General features: G+C 70.2%; 25 protein-coding genes. 21 read left to right on the plus strand and 4 right to left on the minus strand.

From position 1 onward, the window contains the following. Window positions 1-187: 187 nt before the first annotated feature. Window positions 188-1,594 (plus strand): MFS transporter, encoded by a 1,407-nt coding sequence (locus tag BST38_RS18565; RefSeq protein ID WP_083144937.1) that lies wholly within the window; start codon window positions 188-190, stop codon window positions 1,592-1,594. On the opposite strand, the gene BST38_RS18570 is transcribed toward BST38_RS18565, so the two are convergent. Continuing rightward, entirely contained in the window at window positions 1,595-3,268 is a 1,674-nt protein-coding gene (locus tag BST38_RS18570; RefSeq protein ID WP_083145006.1) for a PucR family transcriptional regulator, read from the minus strand. It abuts the gene before it with no gap. Between the two features lie 209 nt (window positions 3,269-3,477). On the opposite strand from BST38_RS18570, the gene BST38_RS18575 reads away from it, so the two are divergent. The 20 genes from BST38_RS18575 (at window position 3,478) to sppA (ending at window position 17,111) form a co-directional block, all read left to right on the plus strand. Next, entirely contained in the window at window positions 3,478-3,930 is a 453-nt protein-coding gene (locus BST38_RS18575; RefSeq protein WP_083144938.1) for a GlcG/HbpS family heme-binding protein, read from the plus strand. Between the two features lie 170 nt (window positions 3,931-4,100). Next, a complete protein-coding gene (locus BST38_RS18580) occupies window positions 4,101-4,820 on the plus strand; it encodes an iron-containing redox enzyme family protein (RefSeq protein WP_083144939.1) in 720 nt (239 codons plus the stop codon). A 73-nt stretch (window positions 4,821-4,893) separates the two neighbouring features. Next, the gene (locus tag BST38_RS18585) at window positions 4,894-5,253 is read left to right on the plus strand and encodes a Rieske (2Fe-2S) protein (RefSeq protein WP_083145007.1); all 360 of its coding nucleotides are present in this window, start codon (window positions 4,894-4,896) and stop codon (window positions 5,251-5,253) included. After that, window positions 5,250-6,497 carry an NAD(P)/FAD-dependent oxidoreductase gene (locus BST38_RS18590; protein WP_083144940.1) on the plus strand — a complete coding sequence of 416 codons (1,248 nt, stop codon included), beginning with the start codon at window positions 5,250-5,252 and terminating at the stop codon, window positions 6,495-6,497. Before BST38_RS18585 ends, BST38_RS18590 begins: the two co-directional genes overlap by 4 nt. Then, window positions 6,494-7,945 (plus strand): aldehyde dehydrogenase family protein, encoded by a 1,452-nt coding sequence (locus BST38_RS18595; protein WP_083144941.1) that lies wholly within the window; start codon window positions 6,494-6,496, stop codon window positions 7,943-7,945. The genes BST38_RS18590 and BST38_RS18595 overlap by 4 nt, the downstream gene beginning before the upstream one ends. 29 nt (window positions 7,946-7,974) lie before the next feature. Further along, window positions 7,975-8,331: a Rieske (2Fe-2S) protein gene (locus tag BST38_RS18600; RefSeq protein WP_083144942.1), complete on the plus strand. Its 357-nt coding sequence runs from the start codon at window positions 7,975-7,977 to the stop codon at window positions 8,329-8,331. 41 nt (window positions 8,332-8,372) lie between these two features. Next, on the plus strand, window positions 8,373-9,929 hold the full coding sequence (locus tag BST38_RS18605; protein ID WP_083145008.1) for a gamma-glutamyltransferase family protein: 1,557 nt from the start codon (window positions 8,373-8,375) through the stop codon (window positions 9,927-9,929). Next, the gene (locus BST38_RS18610) at window positions 9,919-10,350 is read left to right on the plus strand and encodes a RidA family protein (protein WP_083144943.1); all 432 of its coding nucleotides are present in this window, start codon (window positions 9,919-9,921) and stop codon (window positions 10,348-10,350) included. Before BST38_RS18605 ends, BST38_RS18610 begins: the two co-directional genes overlap by 11 nt. Window positions 10,351-10,553: 203 nt before the next feature. Then, window positions 10,554-10,922, plus strand: coding sequence for a 50S ribosomal protein L14 (gene rplN, locus BST38_RS18615; RefSeq protein WP_003892852.1), 369 nt, complete (start codon window positions 10,554-10,556; stop codon window positions 10,920-10,922). Further along, window positions 10,923-11,240 (plus strand): 50S ribosomal protein L24, encoded by a 318-nt coding sequence (gene rplX / locus BST38_RS18620; RefSeq protein ID WP_083144944.1) that lies wholly within the window; start codon window positions 10,923-10,925, stop codon window positions 11,238-11,240. 3 nt (window positions 11,241-11,243) lie between these two features. Next, a complete protein-coding gene (gene rplE / locus BST38_RS18625) occupies window positions 11,244-11,816 on the plus strand; it encodes a 50S ribosomal protein L5 (RefSeq protein ID WP_083144945.1) in 573 nt (190 codons plus the stop codon). A 4-nt stretch (window positions 11,817-11,820) separates the two neighbouring features. After that, window positions 11,821-12,006 carry a type Z 30S ribosomal protein S14 gene (locus tag BST38_RS18630; RefSeq protein WP_011778599.1) on the plus strand — a complete coding sequence of 62 codons (186 nt, stop codon included), beginning with the start codon at window positions 11,821-11,823 and terminating at the stop codon, window positions 12,004-12,006. A gap of 99 nt (window positions 12,007-12,105) precedes the next feature. Then, window positions 12,106-12,504 carry a 30S ribosomal protein S8 gene (rpsH, locus tag BST38_RS18635; protein ID WP_011895861.1) on the plus strand — a complete coding sequence of 133 codons (399 nt, stop codon included), beginning with the start codon at window positions 12,106-12,108 and terminating at the stop codon, window positions 12,502-12,504. A 14-nt stretch (window positions 12,505-12,518) separates the two neighbouring features. Then, a complete protein-coding gene (gene rplF, locus BST38_RS18640; protein ID WP_083144946.1) occupies window positions 12,519-13,058 on the plus strand; it encodes a 50S ribosomal protein L6 in 540 nt (179 codons plus the stop codon). Window positions 13,059-13,061: 3 nt separating this feature from the next. Then, the gene (rplR, locus tag BST38_RS18645) at window positions 13,062-13,475 is read left to right on the plus strand and encodes a 50S ribosomal protein L18 (protein WP_083144947.1); all 414 of its coding nucleotides are present in this window, start codon (window positions 13,062-13,064) and stop codon (window positions 13,473-13,475) included. Window positions 13,476-13,500: 25 nt separating this feature from the next. Continuing rightward, on the plus strand, window positions 13,501-14,169 hold the full coding sequence (rpsE, locus tag BST38_RS18650) for a 30S ribosomal protein S5 (RefSeq protein ID WP_024446213.1): 669 nt from the start codon (window positions 13,501-13,503) through the stop codon (window positions 14,167-14,169). 2 nt (window positions 14,170-14,171) lie between these two features. Next, the gene (gene rpmD, locus BST38_RS18655; RefSeq protein ID WP_083144948.1) at window positions 14,172-14,384 is read left to right on the plus strand and encodes a 50S ribosomal protein L30; all 213 of its coding nucleotides are present in this window, start codon (window positions 14,172-14,174) and stop codon (window positions 14,382-14,384) included. A gap of 2 nt (window positions 14,385-14,386) precedes the next feature. Continuing rightward, the gene (gene rplO, locus BST38_RS18660; RefSeq protein ID WP_083144949.1) at window positions 14,387-14,830 is read left to right on the plus strand and encodes a 50S ribosomal protein L15; all 444 of its coding nucleotides are present in this window, start codon (window positions 14,387-14,389) and stop codon (window positions 14,828-14,830) included. A 127-nt stretch (window positions 14,831-14,957) separates the two neighbouring features. Further along, window positions 14,958-15,308 carry a DUF732 domain-containing protein gene (locus BST38_RS18665; RefSeq protein ID WP_083145009.1) on the plus strand — a complete coding sequence of 117 codons (351 nt, stop codon included), beginning with the start codon at window positions 14,958-14,960 and terminating at the stop codon, window positions 15,306-15,308. Window positions 15,309-15,338: 30 nt separating this feature from the next. After that, complete coding sequence (sppA, locus tag BST38_RS18670; protein ID WP_083144950.1) at window positions 15,339-17,111, plus strand: signal peptide peptidase SppA; 1,773 nt, start codon at window positions 15,339-15,341, stop codon at window positions 17,109-17,111. A gap of 4 nt (window positions 17,112-17,115) precedes the next feature. Here the strand turns inward: sppA and BST38_RS18675 are convergent, their stop codons facing one another. From BST38_RS18675 to BST38_RS18685, 3 genes are read right to left on the minus strand one after another with little or no spacing between them, the layout of a single operon-like run. Next, window positions 17,116-18,015 carry a class I SAM-dependent methyltransferase gene (locus BST38_RS18675; protein WP_083144951.1) on the minus strand — a complete coding sequence of 300 codons (900 nt, stop codon included), beginning with the start codon at window positions 18,013-18,015 and terminating at the stop codon, window positions 17,116-17,118. Continuing rightward, window positions 18,012-18,947 carry an SAM-dependent methyltransferase gene (locus BST38_RS18680; RefSeq protein ID WP_083144952.1) on the minus strand — a complete coding sequence of 312 codons (936 nt, stop codon included), beginning with the start codon at window positions 18,945-18,947 and terminating at the stop codon, window positions 18,012-18,014. Before BST38_RS18680 ends, BST38_RS18675 begins: the two co-directional genes overlap by 4 nt. Before the next feature lie 19 nt (window positions 18,948-18,966). Continuing rightward, entirely contained in the window at window positions 18,967-19,893 is a 927-nt protein-coding gene (locus tag BST38_RS18685) for an SAM-dependent methyltransferase (protein WP_083144953.1), read from the minus strand. Window positions 19,894-20,158 lie beyond the last annotated feature (265 nt).

Genomic DNA, 20,158 nt, shown 5'->3' on the forward strand with positions numbered 1-20,158 from the left:
AGGTAAATACTCCTGCGGATGCTGCGGCGATGTGCAGTTGCGCCGCGATCCACCTTCCGCACTGGGCACTTTGACCCGAGGGGACGGCCGCGTGGCGGGGTCGTCGGTGAGACAGTGACTGGGGTGGGCACGCCCCCGGCAACCCCGCCACCCGCAACCGCCGACAGATCGTGACGACAGCGCCGAGATGACCGACACCGACAGCCATCCCCCCGCAGGACCAGCGGTCCCCGAGGGCCGCGACGGCACGCCGCTGGCGCTGGCCGCGCTGCTGTCGGGCACGCTGGTCGGCACGATCAGCAACAACGTCGTCAACGTGCCGATGCCGGCCATTCTCGCCGACTTCGACGCCCCGCTGGGCAGCGGCGTGTTCATCGTGGTCGGGTTTCTGCTGACCTTCACCGCAACCATGCCGGTGGTCGGCTGGATCGGGGATCGCTTCGGTCGCCGGCGCGTGTACTGCGCCTCGATGATCGGCACCGCGGTGTGCGCGGTGGGGGCCGCGACCGCGCCGACGCTCGAGCTGCTGATCATGTGGCGCTGCCTCGGCGGGATGGCCGCCTCGGCGCTCGGCCCGGCGGTGATGGGCCTGTTGACATGGCTGTTCGCCGGGGAGCGGCGGGGCGGGGCGGTCGGTGCGTGGGCGTCGGTCAACGGCATCGGCCAGGCGGTCGGCCCGACGATGGGCGGCTTCATCGCCGACGCGTGGGGGTGGCGGTGGGTCTTCGTTCCGCTGGTGCCGGTCGCGCTGGCGGGCCTGATCGGGACGCTGCGGCACATCCCGCGCTATCCCGGCACGCGGATGAGCTTCGACGCCGTCGGGGCCACCGCGCTGACCGCGGGCTCCGGTCTGCTGATCCTCGGGGTGGCCCTGGTGCCGCGGCTCGGCGCGTCCATCGCCGTGCTCGCGGTGATCGGGGCCGCCGTGGTGGTGCTGGCGTTCTTCGTCCGGCACTGCCTGCGCGCGGCCGAACCGTTCGTCGACGTCCGACTGGTGGCCGAGGTCAGGTTCGCGCGCAGCACGCTGGGCGCCTTCTCGTTCATGTTCTGCCTCGGCGCCACGCTGCTGGCGGTGCCGCTGTATCTGGTCGGCAGTGGGCAGTCGGGGTCGGTGGCGGGGCTGGTGCTGCTGGCGGTTCCGGCGGCGATGACGGTCCTCGGGCCGCTGGTGGGCAGATACCTGGACCGGATCGGGCCGCGCCGGGTGCTGCGCACCGGACTCGCGTTGCTGATCGCCGGTCAGCTCGCACTGGCCGCGGCGACCTCGGCGGGGATCGCCGAGCGCGCCCACGGGCTGGCCGCGACCGCGGGCATCCTGCTGCTGGTCGGTGTCGGGATCGCGTTCGTCCAGACCCCGGCGGCCACCGGCGCGACCCGCTCCCCGGCGGGTGCGCAGGGCACCGGGCTGGGCCTGTACAACCTGATCCGGTTCAGCGGCTCGGCGATGGGGGCGGCCTGGGTGGCGATCGCGCTCAGCGGCACAGACGGGGCAGGCGGGGCCGGTTATCCGCTGGCGTTCCTCGTCGTCGCCGCGGTCGCGGTGCTCGGGCTGCTCGGGTCGTTCGCCGGCCCGGATCCCGAACCCGCGCGATAGTCAGCGGAACCGGGCCTCGCGGTCGACCGCCGCGTGGATCTCGGTGAGCATGTCCAGCCGGATCGCCAGCCAGACGGTGAATTGGTGGTCGGGCTCCCGGATGTCGAGCCCGATCGCCCGCGACACCCGGTCCAGCTTGGTCAGCATGGTGTTGCGGTGCACGTTGAGGGCGCGTGCGGTCGCGTTGACGTTCCCGCCGTGGGCGAGGTATCCGGTCAGGAACTCCAGCAGGTCCGGGGTCGGCCGCAGCGGTCCGAGGATGTCGGTGACCAGCGCCCGGCTCCGCTCGGTGTCGGCGACGTCGGCGAGCACGGTGAAGCTGCGCAGATCCTGGTAGGACACCGCACCGGTGACATGCAGCCGGCCTGCGATGCCCAGCGCGATGCGCGCCTCCCGATAGCTGCCGGCGATCTCCTGGGCCCCCCGGGCGGGCCGGCTGTAGGCGACGGCGACCGCGGTGGCGCGCCGGCTCTCCAGCTCGGCGGCCATCGCCTCGGCGTAGTGCGTCATCTCCTTGCGCATCGCGGTGTCGTCGTCGCCGCGCAGTGAGCGGACGACCACCAGCACGTCGCCGAGCACGGTGACATAGGAGCGCACCGCGGGATCGGGGGCCACGTTGGCGGCGTAGCGGGCCAGCCGCACCATGCTCGCGGTCGGGTTGTCGACGCCGCGGGGCACCGCACCGGGGGCGACGAACACACCGAACTGCGCGTCGATGTCGATCTCGTGATAGTCGGCGCGGGCGCGCATGTCGTGCTCGCTGGAGAAGTGGCCGTGGACCAGCGCCTGGACGAAGTCGCCTCTGGCCCGCTCCTCGGCCTCGTCGACGCTGTGCTGGCGCAGCATCTCCGAGCCGATGATCGCGGTGGCCTGTTCGGTGACCACGACGTGGCGTGCCAGATCGTGGCTGCCCGGCTCCGCGGACGGCACCAGCACCAGAACCCAGCCTTCGAACGCCTTCCCCAGCCGGATCGCCGTGGAGATCAGCGTCCAGTGGCCGCCGGTGGGGGCCTCGAAGCGCTCCACCCTGGTGTCGTGGTGCGACGACTGCCGGGCCGCCGCGGTCAGATCCGCGGTCAGCAGGGGCAGGATCGACTCGGCCACCGTGGTGGCCGAGTCGGCGTTGAATCCGTTGTGCGCCACCACGTTGCCGCGGGCATCGAGGGCCATCGCAGGGTTGCGGGCGAGGTTGGAGACCTCGCGCACCAGCATCTGCAGCCCCGCGCCGCGGTGGAACAGTCCGGCCAGCGACGCGTGCACGTGGGTCGCATAGCGCATCGCGTGCACTTCCTGGCTCAGGGCCCGTTCGGCGAGCAGCCGGTTCAGGGCGGCGAACCCGACCGGGAACCCCATCTCCACCACCACCATGTCGGCGGGCAGCCGGGAGTACGGGAAGTCGGCGGGCGCCTCGCCGTCGACGAGCAGCGTGGTGGCCCCGCGCGCGGCCAGTGCCGCCACCGCTGCGCCGTTGCCCAGCAACGCCTCTGGCCTGCTGTACACCGCGACCCCGGCGAGGGGGTCGTGCCGTGACATCACCTCCGCCAGCGGCAGCACCCAGTGCAGTTCCCGGTCGAGCCGGTCGTGGCCGGCCACCACGCGGGCACCCGCCATCAGGGTCTCGTCGAGCAGCCCCGACACCGTCATCCGGCTCTCGTCGCGTCGCTCCGCTGTCATCACACACCTGCTCCGTACCGCGGCATCTGTGCACGATCGCACCCGCTCCGCCGCCACACTATGTGCAGGTTGACTCGAATGCCCGGCGGATCGGGGACATGTTGACCAGAGCTTCCCCGGGGCGGCGCCGGTAAACATTCCAGGCAGGCAGACCGATACGGCGATGACGCGCCGCGTCACCGTCCCGACCCACAGGAGACAGTCCCGCCATGCATCAGATCTACCGGATCACCCTCGACGACGCACTGCCGCTGCTGGCGGCCGGGCGGGCCAAGGCCGAGGAGATCGGCGTCAAGCAAACCCTGTGCATCTGCGATGACGGCGGCAATGTCCTTGCCCTGCATCGTCTTCCGGGTGCGCGACTGACCGGGGTCGACATCTCGATAGCCAAGGCGTTCACCGCGGCCGGGCACGAACGCGCCACCCATTTGTTCAACGAGGCCCCCGATGGCCCGGCACTTCCGGGCAACGAGGCCTTCGGCATCAGCCACATGCTGCCCGGCAAGTTCGCGGTGTTCGTGGGCGGCTTCCCGCTCGTCTTCGACGGCCAGATCGTCGGCGGTGTCGGGATCAGCGGCGGCAACGGTGCGCAGGACAAGGCCGTCGGCGCCGCGATCCTCGCCGAGTTCGAGGCCCTGACCGCCGCGGTCACCGGGCGTTGACGGTTGTGCACGATGACCCGTCGGCGGCTCCGGTCCGGTGAAGTTGTCCATGGTCACCGCGCCGCATCGCTGGTTAACGTCATTGCTGCAGTGAGCATTTCGCACCGTTGCGGCGCTCCGCAGCCTCTGATCGAACGTACCTGGTGAACACACCGAAAGGACCGAAATCCATGACCGAACTGCTGGGACGCGACGAGTTCCGCGCCGCGCTGGAGAACGCCATCAAGGGCCGCGAGGCCAAGAACGCCTCCTTCTCGAAGGCCTGGGCCGAGGGCACCCTGACCCGCGACCACTTCGCCCGGTGGGCCGAGAACCACTACCACTACGTGGGACCGTTCGCCGACTACCTGGCCAACATCTACGCCAACACCCCCGACGAGTTCACCGGCGCAAAGGATTTCACGCTGCAGAACATGTACGAGGAGGAGCTCGCCGACATCCGCCACACCGATCTGCTGATCAAGTTCGGCGAGGCCTGCGGGACCACCAAGGAACGCATCGAGGACCCCGACAACATGAACGCGATCACCCGCGGTCTGCAGTCGTGGTGCTACGCGGTCTCGCAGCGGGAACACTTCGTGGTGGCCACCGCGGCGCTGGTCGTGGGTCTGGAGTCGCAGGTGCCCAGCATCTACACCAAGCAGATCGTGCCGCTGCGTGAGGTGTACAAGTTCACCGAGGACGAGATCGAGTTCTTCGACCTGCACATCACCTCCGACGTGGTGCACGGGGAGCGCGGCTACCAGATCGTGCTCGACCACGCCGACACCCCGCAGCTGCAGCAGCGCTGCCTGCAGATGGTGCGCTGGGGCGCCGAGATGCGCTTCGCCTACACCAAGGGGCTCTACGACACCTACGTCGCCCCGGACCTGCAGGCCGCCGGGGTCTAGGCCCGCCCGACCGCGGTATGGCTTCGCCCCGCACGGGGCGAAGCCATACCGCAAGACCCCAGAAGGAGTGCCCGTGTCGCAACCGTGGGTGGCCGTGGCCACCACCAGGGAACTGGCCCGCCGGCGCAAGCTGCGCGTCGAGCTCGACGGCACCGCGATCGCGCTGCTGCAGGCCGGCGGAAAGGTCTACGCGTTCGCCGATCTCTGTGTGCACCAAGACCGTTCGCTGTCGAAGGGCACGCTGCTGCACGGCAAGCTGATCTGTCCGGGCCACCAGTGGCAGTTCGACCTGGAGACCGGCTACGAAGCCGACCAGGACCGCTGCCAGCCCACCTACGCGGTACGCGTCGACGAGGACAGCGGCACCGTCTACGTCGACCCGACCCCGCGCACCCAACAGACCCCACAGGCCCCCGAGGAGGTACGGACGTGAACCGCCCCACCTATGTCACCGTCGGCGCCGGACAGGCCGCCGCCGTGGCCGCGCGCAACCTGCGCCGCGGTGGATTCGACGGCCGCATCGTGCTTATCGGCGACGAGGCACACGCGCCCTATCAGCGTCCGCCGCTGTCCAAGGAATTCCTCGCCGGCACCGATTCGCAGGACTCGCTGTGGATCCTGCCCGAGCAGTGGCGCGCCGACAACGACGTCGAACTGCTCACCGGGACCACCGTGACCCGCATCGACACCGCCACGCGCCGTGTCGAATTCGCCGAGGGTCCGGCGCTGCCTGCCGATGCGGTGCTGTTGGCCACCGGCGGCAGCCCCCGCCGCCTGCCGGTGCCCGGGCCGCGACCGGACCTGGTGCACTACCTGCGCACTCTCGACGACGCCGCGGGACTCGCACAGCAGCTGGCGCCCGGTCGCCGGCTGGCCGTGATCGGCGCCGGATTCATCGGCCTGGAGGTCGCCGCGACGGCGACCGCGGCCGGTGCCGCGGTGACCGTGCTGGAGGCCGCCGAGATCCCGTTGGCCGCGGTGATCGGGCCCGAGATGGGCCGGCGGGTCTGCGCGCTGCACCGGGACCACGGAGTGGACCTGCGCACCGGAGCCGGCGTCTCGGCGATCCGGACCACCGCCGACCACGTGCTCATCGACGTCGCCGGCGCGGCGGCGCCGCTGGAGTTCGACGCCGTGGTGATCGGGATCGGAATCCTGCCGAACACCGCGGTGGCGGCGGCCTCGGGACTCGCCGTCGACGACGGGATCGTCGTCGACGCCGCCGGGCGCACCGCCGTCGCCGGTGTCTACGCCGCCGGCGACGTCGCGCGGCGCTACTCGGAGCGCCGCGGGCGGCACGTGCGGGTCGAGCATTTCGACAACGCCAGCCGCCAGGGCGTCGCGGTGGCCGGTGCGATGCTCGGCCGTGACACCGTCAACGACGATCCGCACTGGTTCTGGTCCGATCAGTTCGACCGCAACATGCAGTTCCTCGGAACCGCGTCCGCCGGCGTGGTGGTCCGCGGGGATGCCGACGGCCTGGACTTCACCGCGTTCTTCTTCGACGGCCCGCACCTGTGCGGCGCGTTCGCCGTCGAGCGCGGCGAGGACATCTCCGTCGCCCGCGAACTGCTGGGCCGCACCGTCGATCCCGCCGTGCTGGGCGACGAGGACGCCGATCTGTGGGATCTCGCCTACGGCGAGGACGACCTGGTGGCGGAGGGGGCGGGCGCATGATCGAGGGCGCGAACTTCGTCGACGGCAGCTGGGTGCCCGCCGCCTCCGGTGCGACATTCACCCGGTGCAACCCCGCCCATCCCGCCGACATCGTCGGCACCTTCCCGCTCTCGGACGCCGAGGACGTGCGCACCGCGGTCGACGTGTTGGAGAAGGCCGCCCCGGACTGGGCCGCGACCGCGCCGGAGCGCCGCGCGTCGATCCTGGAAAATGCTGCCGCACAACTGGAGTCACGCAAGGACCAACTGGTCGGCGAGCTCGTCCGGGAAGAGGGCAAGACGGTGGCCGAGGCCACCATGGAGGTCAGCCGCACGCCGATGAACCTGAGGTTCTACGCGGCCGAGGCGACCCGCTGCGGGGGAGCGACGTATCCGGCGGCGGGGGACACGCTGCTCTACACGCTGCGCGAGCCCGTCGGTGTCGTCGGTGCGATCACCCCGTGGAACTTCCCGCTCAACATCCCGTCCCGAAAGCTCGGGCCCGCGCTGGCGCTCGGAAACCCGGTGCTGTTCAAGCCGTCCGAGCTCACACCGCTGATGGGGCAGCGCCTCGTCGAGGCGCTGCTGGCCGGCGGCCTGCCGCCGAACGTGATCGCGCTGGTGCACGGCGACGGCACCGCGGGTGCGGCCGTGGCCGCCGACGACCGGGTCGCCGCGGTGACCTTCACCGGTTCGACGCGAGTAGGCAGGCTGATCCACGCCCAGACCGGGCCGCACCGCCGGGTGCAGCTGGAGATGGGCGGCAAGAACCCCGTGGTGGTCGCCGGTGACGCGGATCCCGACCGGGCGGCGGCGTTGATCGTCAAGGGTGCCTTCGGGCTGTCCGGGCAGGCGTGCACCGGCACCAGCCGGGTGATCGTCACGGACGCCAACCACGACGCCGTGGTCGACGCGATCGTGGCCAGAACCGAAGCGCTGCGCGTCGGGGCCGGGGACCGCGCGGGCATCGACATGGGTGCCCTCGCCAGCCGGGAACAGTTCGACAAGTTCACCCATTACGTCCGCAGCGGCCTCGACGACGGCGCCACCTTGCGCTGCGGCGGTCAGCCCGTGACCGTCGAGGACTGTCCCGGTGGGCATTTCGTGCGCCCGGCGGTGTTCACCGACGCGCTGCCGGGGATGCGCATCGTCGACGAGGAGGTGTTCGGCCCGCTGCTGGCGGTGCAGCGCGCTGCGTCGCTCGACGAGGCGGTGCACCTGGCCAACGCCACCGAGTTCGGCCTGTCCGCCGCGATCGTGACCGGGGACCTCGCCGTCGCGCAGATGTTCGCGCGGCGCTCCCGCACCGGGCTGGTCAAGATCAACCAGCCCACCACCGGGATGGCGATGAACGCGCCCTTCGGCGGTTACAAGGCCTCGTCGACGGCCACCTACAAGGAGCAGGCCGGCGCGTCGACGATGGAGTTCTACCTGACCGAGAAGACCGTCTACCTCAACCCCGCGATCTGACCCACCGCAAGAGAACACGGAGTGTGACAATGGAATTCGTCCGAGTGGCCAGATCCGGTCAGGTGCCCGAGGGTATCGTGCGGCGCTTCTACGCCGGCGAGCACGAGTTCGCCGTCGCGAGGCTGCACGGCAAGGCCTACGCCACCTCGAACTACTGCACGCACCTGGACTGCCTGCTGTCGTCGGGCCGGCTGCGCGACGACGGCATCGGATGCTCCTGCCACGGAAGCGCTTTCGACCTGGAGACCGGTGAGCCGATCAGCCCGCCGGCCACCGAGCCGATCCGGACCTTCCCGGTGCAGGAGCGCGACGGGGAGATCTTCGTGGGTTTCGATCCCGGCGAGGCGCCGGCCGGCCCGACCCGACGGCTGCGACGGCAGCTGTGACCGGCCCGGGCATCCGTCCCGCGACCCTGGCGACGGGCGGGATGGTCAGCACCAGCCACCCCGCGGCCAGCCTCGCCGGAGTGCAGGTGCTCGCGGCCGGCGGCAATGCGATCGACGCGACACTGGCGATGGCGGCGATGACCTGGCTGACGCTGCCCGGGCAGTGCGGTATCGGCGGGGACGCCTTCGCGGTGGTGCGCGAACCGGACGGTCGGGTGTGGACGGTCAACGGCTCCGGCTACGGACCCGACGGTGGAACTCCCGATTTCTATGCCGCTCAGGGCTTTTCGTCGATACCGCTGGACGGGGCGCTGGCGGTCGCGGTGCCGGGTGCGCCGGCCGCCCTGGCCGCCCTGGCCGCAGGCGGCGCGACCCGTCCGCTCGACGAGCTGTGGGAACCGGCCGCCCGCCGCGCCGAGACGGGGCTCGCGTGCTCGGCCCGCACCGCCGGCGACGTGGCCGCGGCGTTGAGCGCCATCGCGCACGACGGCGACCTGCGCGCGGTCTACGCCCCCGCTGGGGCCCCGCCACATGTCGGCACCCGGCTGCCCCAGCCCGAGCTGGCGGCCACCATCCGCCGCCTGGGACGTGACCCGCGCGGCTTCTATCACGGCGAATTCGCCGAGCGCGCGGTCGCGGCACTGCGCGCCGGCGGTGCGCCGTTCAGCGGCGACGAATGGGCGGCCGGGTGGGACGTCGGCGCCGAAGCGCCGGTCAGCGGTCGGTACGCGGGTGCGGTGCTGCACCAGACCCCGCTGCCCACCCCGGGCTGGATGGTGCTGCAGCAGGCGGCGTTGTGCGACGGCGTCGTCGGGTTCTCGGGCTGGATGGGTGCCGACGCGATCGACCGGATGGCGCGCGCGGCACGGGTGGCCTTCCAGGACCGGTTCGCGCTGTGCGGCGCCGACAACTCGGGCCCGGCCGAGGTGCTCGCACCGGCCCGGCTCGCCGCCCAGCGCCGCGACCTGGACGCCCGGCGGGAATCCCGGGCGCCGGTGGACGTGCGGGCGGGCGACACCACCTCGACCGTCGCCGTCGACGCCGACGGGCGCGCGGTCAGCTTCATCCACTCCCTGGCCTTCACCTTCGGCGCCAAACTGACCGTGCCCGGCACCGGGGTGGTGCTCAACAACCGGCTGGGCCGCGGCGCCTACCTGATCGCGGGCCACCCCAACGAGGTCGCGCCCCGGCGCAAGCCCCTGCACACGCTCAACGCGTGGATCGTCACCGACGAGGCGGGCGGGCTGCGCCACGTCGGCAACACCCCGGGTGGGGACGGGCAGGTGCAGTGGAACATGCAGGTCCTCTCGCATCTGCTCGACCATGGTCTCGACCCCGCCGAGGCGGTGTCGGCGCCGCGGTTCACCGTCTTTCCCGGTTCGGACGCCGACGTGATCGGCCGCCCCGACGAACTGCGGGTCGAGCACGGCCTGCCCGATGACACGCTGCGCGGGCTCGAGCGGGCCGGCCACCGGCTCGTCGCCCAGCCTCCGCTGGGTGGGGGCGGCAGCGTGCAGGTGGTCTCCGTCGACGACCGCGGGGTGCTCTGCGGCGCAGCGGATCCGCGCCAGGAGGGGATAGCCCTCGGTGTCGACTGAGCGTGCCGTGCCGGTGCCGCAGGGCGAGTATGTCCCGGCGGTGTTGCACGACGGTGTGGTCTACACCGCGGGGATGACACCCCGCCGTGCCGGCGCGCTGACCTGTACCGGCCGTGTCGGCGACGGTGTGGATCCGGCCGCCGCCCGCGCGGCGGCCGGGCTCGCGGCGGCCAACGCGCTGGCCGCCGCCCGTGCCGCGGCCCCGGACGGTGCTGTGCTGCGCTGTGTGAAGATGACGGTGTTCGTCGCGTGTCCACCGGAGTTCACCGCGCTGTCCGCGGTGGCCGACGGGGCGTCGGCGGCGCTGATCGCCGAACTCGGCGACCGCGGCCGGCCCGCACGCAGCGCGATCGGCGTCAGCGCGCTGCCGTCGGGGGCGCCCGTCGAGGTCGAACTCGTATGCGGGGTACAGACCGCCTGAACGGGGCGATCTGCCGGGCGAGCCCGGCGATTTGGAGCATTCCCCGAGCTCACCTAGTATGTAACGGTTGCCTAGGGCAGACCTCGGTTCTCTCATGTCGTGAGAAAGCCCCGCGTGCTCTTGGGTGACAGGAATTGCAACAAAGACCGCGCACGTCAGGTCGGTATCTGCCGTGCACACAATAACCAGGTCGAGGAGATCTAGTGATTCAGCAGGAATCGCGGCTCAAGGTCGCCGACAACACGGGCGCAAAGGAGATCTTGTGCATCCGCGTGCTCGGTGGCTCGTCGCGGCGCTACGCGGGCATCGGTGATGTCATCGTGGCGACGGTCAAGGACGCCATCCCCGGCGGCAACGTCAAGCGTGGCGACGTGGTCAAGGCCGTCGTGGTGCGCACCGTCAAGGAGCGTCGGCGTGCCGACGGCAGCTACATCAAGTTCGACGAGAACGCCGCCGTCATCATCAAGAACGACAACGATCCGCGCGGCACCCGCATCTTCGGGCCGGTCGGGCGCGAGTTGCGTGAGAAGAAGTTCATGAAGATCGTCTCGCTCGCCCCGGAGGTGTTGTAGATGAAGGTCCGCAAGGGCGACACCGTGCTCGTCATCTCGGGCAAGGACAAGGGCGCCAAGGGCAAGGTGCTGGTGGCCTACCCCGACCGCAACAAGGTGCTGGTCGAGGGCGTCAACCGCATCAAGAAGCACACCCCTGAATCGCGCACCGAGCGCGGCGCGGCCTCTGGCGGCATCGTGACGCAGGAGGCGCCCATCTCGGTGTCGAACGTGATGCTGCTCGACTCCGACGGCAAGCCGACCCGCATCGGCTTCCGCAAGGACGAAGAGACCGGCAAGAACGTCCGCATCGCCAAGTCCAACGGCAAGGACATCTAGAGCATGACCACTACCGAAAGCACTGAGAAGACCCTCCCGCGCTTGAAGCAGCGCTACCGCGAAGAGATCCGCGAGCAGCTGCTCAAGGAGTTCGGCTACGCGAACGTGATGCAGATCCCCGGCGTCACCAAGGTGGTCGTGAACATGGGCGTCGGCGACGCCGCCCGTGACGCCAAGCTGATCAACGGCGCGGTCAACGACCTCACGCTGATCACCGGCCAGAAGCCCGAGATCCGCCGGGCCCGCAAGTCCATCGCGCAGTTCAAGCTTCGCGAGGGCATGCCGATCGGCGCCCGGGTCACCCTGCGCGGTGACCGCATGTGGGAGTTCCTGGATCGCCTGATCTCGATCTCGCTGCCCCGTATCCGCGACTTCCGCGGGCTGAGCCCCAAGCAGTTCGACGGGACCGGCAACTACACGTTCGGTCTGACCGAGCAGTCGGTGTTCCATGAGATCGACGTGGACAGCATCGACCGCCCCCGTGGCATGGACATCACCGTCGTCACCACGGCGACGAACGACGACGAGGGACGTGCGCTGCTGCGGGCGCTCGGCTTCCCGTTCAAGGAGAACTGAGCACATGGCAAAGAAGGCTCTGGTCAACAAGGCCAACAAGAAGCCGAAGTTCAAGGTGCGTGGCTACACGCGCTGCAACAGGTGCGGTCGCCCGCACGCGGTGTTCCGCAAGTTCGGCCTGTGCCGTATCTGCCTCCGCGAAATGGCGCACGCCGGCGAACTGCCGGGTGTCCAGAAGTCCAGCTGGTAGCAGCCGGAAACCACAGACCACAAGCGAAACATGTTGCGGTAGGCCCCGATTGGTATTCAACCCAGTGGGAACCGCCGCGAGAAAGGTGAACCGGCTGTCATGACCATGACGGATCCGATCGCAGACTTCTTGACACGTCTGCGCAACGCCAACTCGGCGTATCACGACGAAGTGACCTTGCCGCACAGCAAGATCAAGGCGAACATCGCCGAGATCCTGAAGTCGGAGGGGTACATCAGCGATTACCGCACCGAGGATGCTCGTGTGGGCAAGTCGCTGGTGGTGCAGCTCAAGTACGGCCCGAGCCGTGAGCGCAGCATCGCCGGCCTCCGCCGCGTCAGCAAGCCCGGCCTGCGGGTGTACGCCAAGTCCACCAACCTGCCGCGCGTGCTCGGCGGGCTCGGTGTGGCCATCATTTCCACGTCGTCCGGCTTGAGGACCGACCGCCAGGCTTCCCGCGAGGGTGTCGGCGGCGAGGTTCTCGCGTACGTGTGGTGAGGGGTAGATAAGACATGTCGCGCATTGGAAAGCAGCCGGTCCCGGTTCCTGCCGGGGTCGATGTGACGATCGACGGACAGCACGTGTCCGTCAAGGGTCCCAAGGGGACGCTGACGCTCGACGTCGCCGAGCCCATCGAGGTCTCGCGCAACGAAGACGGCGCCATCCTGGTCACCCGCCCGAACGACGAGCGGCGCAACCGCTCGCTGCACGGGCTGTCCCGCACGCTGATCGCCAACCTGGTGACCGGTGTGACCGAGGGCTACACCACCAAGATGGAGATCTTCGGCGTCGGTTACCGCGTGGTCGCCAAGGGCAGCAACCTGGAGTTCGCCCTCGGCTACAGCCACCCGGTGCAGATCGACGCACCCGAGGGTGTCACCTTCACGGTCGAGACCCCCACGAAGTTCTCGATCTCCGGTATCGACAAGCAGGCGGTCGGCCAGATCGCGGCGAACATCCGCCGTCTCCGCAAGAGCGATCCCTACAAGGGCAAGGGAATCCGCTACGAGGGCGAGCAGATCCGTCGCAAGGTCGGAAAGACGGGTAAGTAGTAGATGGCTACCAAGACCAACACCAAAGAAGCTGCCGGCCACACGCCGGTGGGCAAGAACGTCTCCGAGACGCGCCGCACCTCGCGGCTGCGCAGGCACGCACGCCTGCGCAAGAAGGTCGCCGGCACCGCCGACCGTCCGCGTCTGGTGGTCAACCGGTCGTCGCGGCACATCCACGTGCAGCTGGTCAACGACCTCGACGGCGTCACGGTGGCTGCCGCGTCCTCGATCGAGGGCGACGTGCGGGCGACCGACGGCGACAAGAAGGCCGCCAGCGCCCGCGTCGGACAGCTGATCGCGGAGCGCGCCAAGGCCGCAGGCATCGAGGAGGTCGTGTTCGACCGCGGTGGCTACACCTATGGCGGGCGGATCGCGGCACTGGCCGACGCCGCGCGCGAAGGCGGGCTGAAATTCTGATGACTGTCAACGAGAGGACTGCATGATGGCCGAGCAGGCTGGCGCCGGTTCGGCGCAGGACAATCGCGGTGGCGGCCGTGACGATCGCGGTGGCCGTGGCCGCCGTGACGATCGCGGCGGCCGGGGCGGTCGTGACGATCGCGAGAAGAGCAACTACCTGGAGCGCGTGGTCACGATCAACCGCGTCTCCAAGGTGGTCAAGGGTGGTCGCCGGTTCAGCTTCACCGCGCTGGTGATCGTCGGCGACGGCAAGGGCATGGTCGGTGTCGGCTACGGCAAGGCCAAGGAAGTTCCCGCCGCCATCGCCAAGGGCGTCGAAGAAGCGCGTAAGAACTTCTTCCGCGTGCCGCTCATCGGCGGCACCGTGACCCACCCGGTTCAGGGTGAGGCCGCGGCCGGTGTCGTGATGCTGCGTCCGGCCAGCCCGGGTACCGGCGTCATCGCCGGCGGTGCCTGCCGCGCGGTGCTGGAATGCGCCGGGGTGCACGACGTCCTGGCCAAGTCGCTGGGCAGCGACAACGCAATCAACGTGGTGCACGCCACCGTTGCCGCGCTGAAGCTGCTGCAGCGTCCCGAAGAGGTCGCGGCTCGCCGCGGCCTGCCTATCGAGGATGTAGCGCCCGCGGGCATGCTCAGGGCTCGTCGCGAGGCCGAGGCCCTGGCCGCCAGCGCAGCGCGTGAAGGAACGGCGTAACCATGGCAGAGCTCAAGATCACCCAGGTGCGCAGCACCATCGGTGCGCGCTGGAAGCAGCGCGAGACGCTGCGGACCCTCGGGCTGCGCAAGATCCGTCAGTCCGTGGTCCGCGAGGACAACGCACAGACGCGCGGTCTGATCAACACCGTGCACCATCTCGTCGACGTCGAGGTGGTCGGCGATGAGCGCTCGCGCGAAGAGCGGAAGGTATAGACATGGCTCCGATCAAGCTTCACGACCTGAAGCCGGCTCCCGGGGAGAAGACCAAGAAGACCCGCGTGGGTCGTGGTGAAGGCTCCAAGGGCAAGACCGCCGGTCGCGGTACCAAGGGCACCAAGGCCCGCAAGAACGTCCCGGTGACGTTCGAGGGCGGCCAGATGCCGATCCACATGCGGCTGCCGAAGCTCAAGGGCTTCCGTAACCGCTTCCGCACCGAGTACGCCCCGGTCAACGTCGGCGACATCAACAAGGCCTTCCCCGAGGGTGGCACCGTCGGTGTGGCCGAGCTGGTGGCCAAGGGCCTGGTTCGCAAGAACGTGCTCGTCAAGGTGCTCGGCGACGGCAAGCTGACCGCCAAGATCGACGTCACCGCGCACAAGTTCAGCGGCAGCGCCCGCGAGGCGATCACCGCCGCAGGCGGTTCGGCCACCGAACTGTAGACGTGCTCAACCAAGAACCCCCGCCTCAGGCGGGGGTTCTTGCGTTGGGAGGCCGTTCGCTCGTAACGACACAAAGTGTCGAGACGATCTACACTTCGCATGCCGACACCCCCGAGGAGTAATGCCGATGACCCGCCACCGTCGAACCGTCACCGCCGCGTTGATCGCCGCCGGTTTCGCCCTGTTCGGCGGCCTTGCGCCCGCCCATGCCGATTCGCCCGACGATCGCTTCGCGGCCTACATCGACCAGATCGGCATCCCGCGCTCACCCGATCAGGACCTCAAGGCCGTCGGCCAGCGGGTGTGCGAGATGCTCACCACGGGTCTGCAGGGCAACCCGAACCCGGCGCCCGCGGTGCGCGGCGTCGTCGGCACGTTGTCGAAGAACGCCAACATCACCAAGGAGCAGGCCGTCGGCCTGATGCGGGCTTCTTCGTACGTCTACTGCCCCCAGTGGGGCCGGCTGATCGGCCGCTGACCTCCCGCGACCCGTCGGTACGCTCGAAGCATGTTCGCTCTGCTGTCCGGCGTGCCCGGGTTCGACGAGGTCCGCCAGCTCGCCCGTAAGGTCGACACCGCCCGTCACCAGGGCGTTCCGGACGGCTGCATCCTCGAGCTGGATCTGCGCAGCGCCCCGCCGGAGTCCGCCGGTTTCGACCCGGTCGCGCTGCTCAACGGCGCGGGCCGGCCGCTGCTGCTGCGGGAAGCGATCGCCGCGCTGCACCGCGCCGCCGACGATCCACGCGTCGCAGGCCTGATCGCGCGGGTGCAGATCGACGCCGCCCCGCCCGGGCCCGTTCAGGAGTTGCGCGAGGCGATCGAGGCGTTCACCGCGAAGAAGCCGTCGCTGGCGTGGGCCGAGACCTACCCCGGCACGCTGTCCTACTACCTGGCCTCGGCGTTCGGCGAGGTGTGGATGCAGCCGTCGGGCACGGTCGGCCTGGTCGGCTTCGCCACCAACGCGCTGTTCCTGCGCGACGCGCTCGACAAGCTCGGTGTCGAGGCCCAGTTCATCGCCATGGGTGAGTACAAGTCCGCGCCGAACCTTTTCACCGAGCACAGCTACACCCAACCGCACCGCGAGGCAGACACCGCGCTGGTCACCGGGCTGCGCACACAGGTATGGGAGGCGGTGGCCCGGTCCCGCGGCATCGACTCCGCGGCGCTGGACGCGCTGGCCGACCGTGCGCCGCTGCTGCGCGACGACGCCCTCACCGCGAAGATGATCGACCGCGTCGGATTCCGGGACGAGGCGTACGCCCGGATCGGGGAACTGGCCTGCGCAAAGAGAGCCGGCGCCGACAATGCGAACGAGGAAGAAGAAGCCCCCCGGCTGTACCTGCACCGCTACGCGCGCACCAAGCGCCCGTCGGTTCCGAACCTGCAGCACCGGCAGCGGATCGCGGTGGTGACCGTGGCGGGCCCGATCGTCAGCGGGCGGGGTGGACGGCAGCTGTCGCCGCGCGGCGGCTCGAACGCCGGTGGGGACACCATCGCTGCCGCGCTGCGCGAGGCCGCCGCCGCCGACGACGTCGCGGCCGTCGTGCTGCGTGTCGACAGCCCCGGTGGATCGGTCACCGCGTCGGAGACGATCTGGCGCGAGGTGGTCCGCACCCGCGAGAGCGGTACACCGGTGGTCGCGTCGATGGGCGCGGTCGCGGCGTCGGGCGGTTACTACGTGTCGATGGCCGCCGACGCGATCGTCGCCAACCCCGCCACCATCACCGGCTCGATCGGCGTCGTGACGGGCAAGTTCGTGGCCCGCGACCTCAAGGACCGGCTCGGGGTCGGATCGGACTCGGTGAAGACCAACGCCAACGCCGACGCGTGGTCGATCAACGCGCCGTTCACCGAGGAGCAGCACGCGCAGGTGTCCGCCGAGGCCGAGTTGTTCTACCGCGACTTCCTCGAACGCGTCGCCGCCGGCCGCGACATGACCGTCGAGGCCGTCGAGAAGGTGGCCCGCGGCCGGGTGTGGACCGGTGCGGATGCGCACGAGCGTGGGCTCGTCGACGAGCTCGGCGGACTGCGCACCGCGGTCCGGCGGGCCAAGGCGCTGGCGGGCATCGACGAGGACACCAAGGTCGGGTTGCGGTACCTGCCGAGTGCGTCGCTGCGGGACGTCCTGCGGCCCAAGCCGTCGTCACAGCCCGCGGCGGCGTCGCTGACGGAACTGGTGGGCGGGTTGGCGATCCGCTCGCTGGCCGACGTGGTCGATCAGACGCAGCGCTCACTCACCGGCGTCAACGCGCTGTGGCTCGGGGAGAGCCGCTTCTGGTAGTTCCTCAGACGCGCACAGCCGTCAGGTACCCGGAGCCGCCGATCATCGCGACCAGTTCGTCACGGACCGGTTCCAGACCGTGGGCGGCGTAGGCCTCGTTGCTCGTCAGCACCGTCGTCTGCCAGCCCGCCGCGCTCAGGTGCTCGGTCGCGGTCCTACGCTCGCCGCTGTAGAACAGCTTGGTCAGGTCGATGTCACTGCCGTGCCGCTGGGCCCGCTCGGTCATCGCCTTGGCCCAGTCACCGGTCAGCGCCTTGGGATCCATGTGTTCGGTCGCGATCCGGCTGCCCGGTGCGCTGAGCGCGGTGACGGTGTCCAACAGCCGGTCCTGCGCCTCCGGCGGTAGGTAGATCAGCAGTCCCTCGGCGATCCACGCGGTCGGGCGGTCCTGGTCGAAACCGGCGTCGCGCAGTGCGGTGGCCCAGTCGTCGCGCAGGTCGATACCGACGGTGCGGCGTTCGGCGGCCGGTGTGGCGCCGGCGTCGGCGAGCACCCGGGTCTTGAACTCGATCACCGCTGGCTGGTCGATCTCGTAGACGACGGTGCCCGCAGGCCACGGCAACCGGTAGGCGCGGGTGTCCAGTCCCGACGCGAGGATGACGGCCTGCCGGATCCCGTCCTGGGCCGCCCGGGCGAAGAAGTCGTCGAAGTAGCGGGTGCGCACCGAGATCTGGTCGATCGCCTGCCGGGCGCCGAACAGCGGGTCGCCTTCGAAGTCGATCTCGCCCCGGGCCACCTTCACGAAATGCGGCAGCCCGACCGCCTCGACGAGCAGTCCGGCGTACGGGTCGTCGAACAGCGCGTCCGGTTCGCGGGAGGCGAGCGCGCGGGATGCCGCCACCGACGTCGCGGTCGCGCCGACGCTCGTCGCGAGGTCCCAGGTGTCTCCGTCGGTGCGTGTCATGGCTGGTCCTTTCCGTGCGGTGTCTTGATCGCGTCCAGTGCCATCGAGTCTCGCAGGGTCCCGAGGGTGTCCGGCGCGTCGAGGCTTCTGCCGTAGCGCGCGAAGACCTCTGGCCGCCGACACGCGGTGACGTCCCAGCCCAGCGCGCCGAGCTGCTCGGCCGGGGGAGTGCGCTCGCCGGGCTGGAACAGGTCGGCGACGTCGGGGATGCCGCTGTCGAAACCCTGGCTGCGCCACTGGTCGCGCAGGGCGCGGGCGCGTTCGCCGATGCCGGCGCCGGCGTCGGGGTGGTACTCGGTGGCCAGCCTGCTGCCGGGCGCGCTGAGCCGGTCGATGTCGTCGAAGAGCCGGTCCTGGGCGTCGGGCGGCAGATAGACGAGCAGCCCTTCGGCGATCCATGCCGTCGGGGCGCCGGGATCGAAGCCGGCGGCCCGCAGCGCCGCCGGCCAGTCGTCGCGCAGGTCGGCGCCGACGGTATGCAGCCGCGCCGCGGGCACGGCGCCGAGCGCTGCCAGCGTCGCGGTCTTGAATCCGATCACCGCGGGCTGGTCGATCTCGAACACCGCGGTGCCCGCCGGCCAGTCCAGCCGGTAGGCACGCGAGTCCAGGCCGGAGGCCACGATCACGGCCTGCCGGATGCCGGCCGCCGTCGCGGCGGCGAAGAAATCGTCGAAGAACCGGGTCCGCACCGCCATCACGTCGGTCATCAGCCGGCCGACGCCCGAGTCGTCCCCGGCGGCATAGTCGAGCTCGCCGTCGACGATCTTGGTGAAGAACTCGATCCCGACGGCGCGCACCAGCGGCGCGGCGTACGGGTCGTCGATCAGCGGATCGGGGTCGCCGCTGGCCACCGCCCGGGCGGCGGCGACCATCGTCGCCGTCGCGCCGACGCTGGTGGCCAGGTCCCAGGTGTCGCCCTCGGTGCGTGACATCTCGGCTCCCGTGTGCGCTCTATCGCGTCGCGTCGACGTAGACGACGTCGGCGAAGCCCTCGTCGCTGTCCAGCGGCTCCAGCCCGTAGCGGCGCAGCAGGTCGTTGGTCGGCGTGGCCTCCACCTGCCAGCCCTGTTCGCGCAGGTACGCGGAGACCTCGGCGCGTTCGCCGAGGAACACCAGCTCGGAGAAGTCGAGGTCGAAGCCGTGGCTGCGCCACTGATCGGTCGACTCCTTCATCCGCTCGCGCAGCTCGTCCTGGTCGGCGACGGTCTGGGACGGCACCGATTCGACGGCGAGGCGGCTGCCGGGTGCGCTCAACTCGCCGATGGTGTCCAGCAGCCGGTCCTGCGCATCGGGTGGCAGGTAGCCGAGCAGTCCCTCGGCGATCCACGCCGTCGGCGCGCTCGCGTCGAACCCGGCCGCGGCCAGCGCGGCAGGCCAGTCGCCGCGCAGATCGATCGCGACGGTCTTCAGGTCGACCGTCGGTGCGGCGCCGAGCTGGGCCAGTGTCGTCTTCTTGAACGTGATGACCTCGGGCTGATCGATCTCGAACAGCGTCAGGTCCTGCGGCCAGGACAGCCGGTATCCGCGTGCGTCGAGCCCGGAGGCCAGGATGACGGCCTGCCGGATACCCGCCGCGCACGCGGCTGCGAAGAAGTCGTCGAAGAACCGGGTGCGCGCGGCCATCCCGTCGGCGAAGCGGCTCATCCCGACCGGTGACTGTCCGGAGTCGTTGGCGTCGAGGTCGGCGGCGGTCAACTCGCCGGATGCGAGCTTGGTGAAGAAGTCGACGCCGACCGCGCGCACGAGGGGTTCGGCGTACGGATCGTCGATGACGGGGTTGTCGGCCTTGGTCGCGACCGCGCGGGCCGCGGCGACCATCGTGGCGGTCGCGCCGACGCTGGAGGCCAGATCCCAGGTGTCGTTCTCGGTACGTGGCATGGGCGAATCCTCAGTACTCGGCTTTATTAATTAGGGCAGTTAACAACTGTCGGCGACTGTACGCTCGGAAACTGAATGCGCCCTGAGCGTCGGATGTGCGGCAATCCACGATTCGGGGAGAGAACATGCAGCTGTTAGTCTCGTAGACTGTTTGAACGCGTGACTTGCGCAGGCTGTTTGGCCTGCGCGTGCCGTCGCGCACAGGACTTAACCACGACGCTGGTTACGCCAGCCCCATGAGCACGCCGCGAGCGAGACCCACGGC

It is taken from the genome of Mycolicibacterium parafortuitum (assembly GCF_002086815.1).
Taxonomy (GTDB): domain Bacteria; phylum Actinomycetota; class Actinomycetes; order Mycobacteriales; family Mycobacteriaceae; genus Mycobacterium; species Mycobacterium parafortuitum.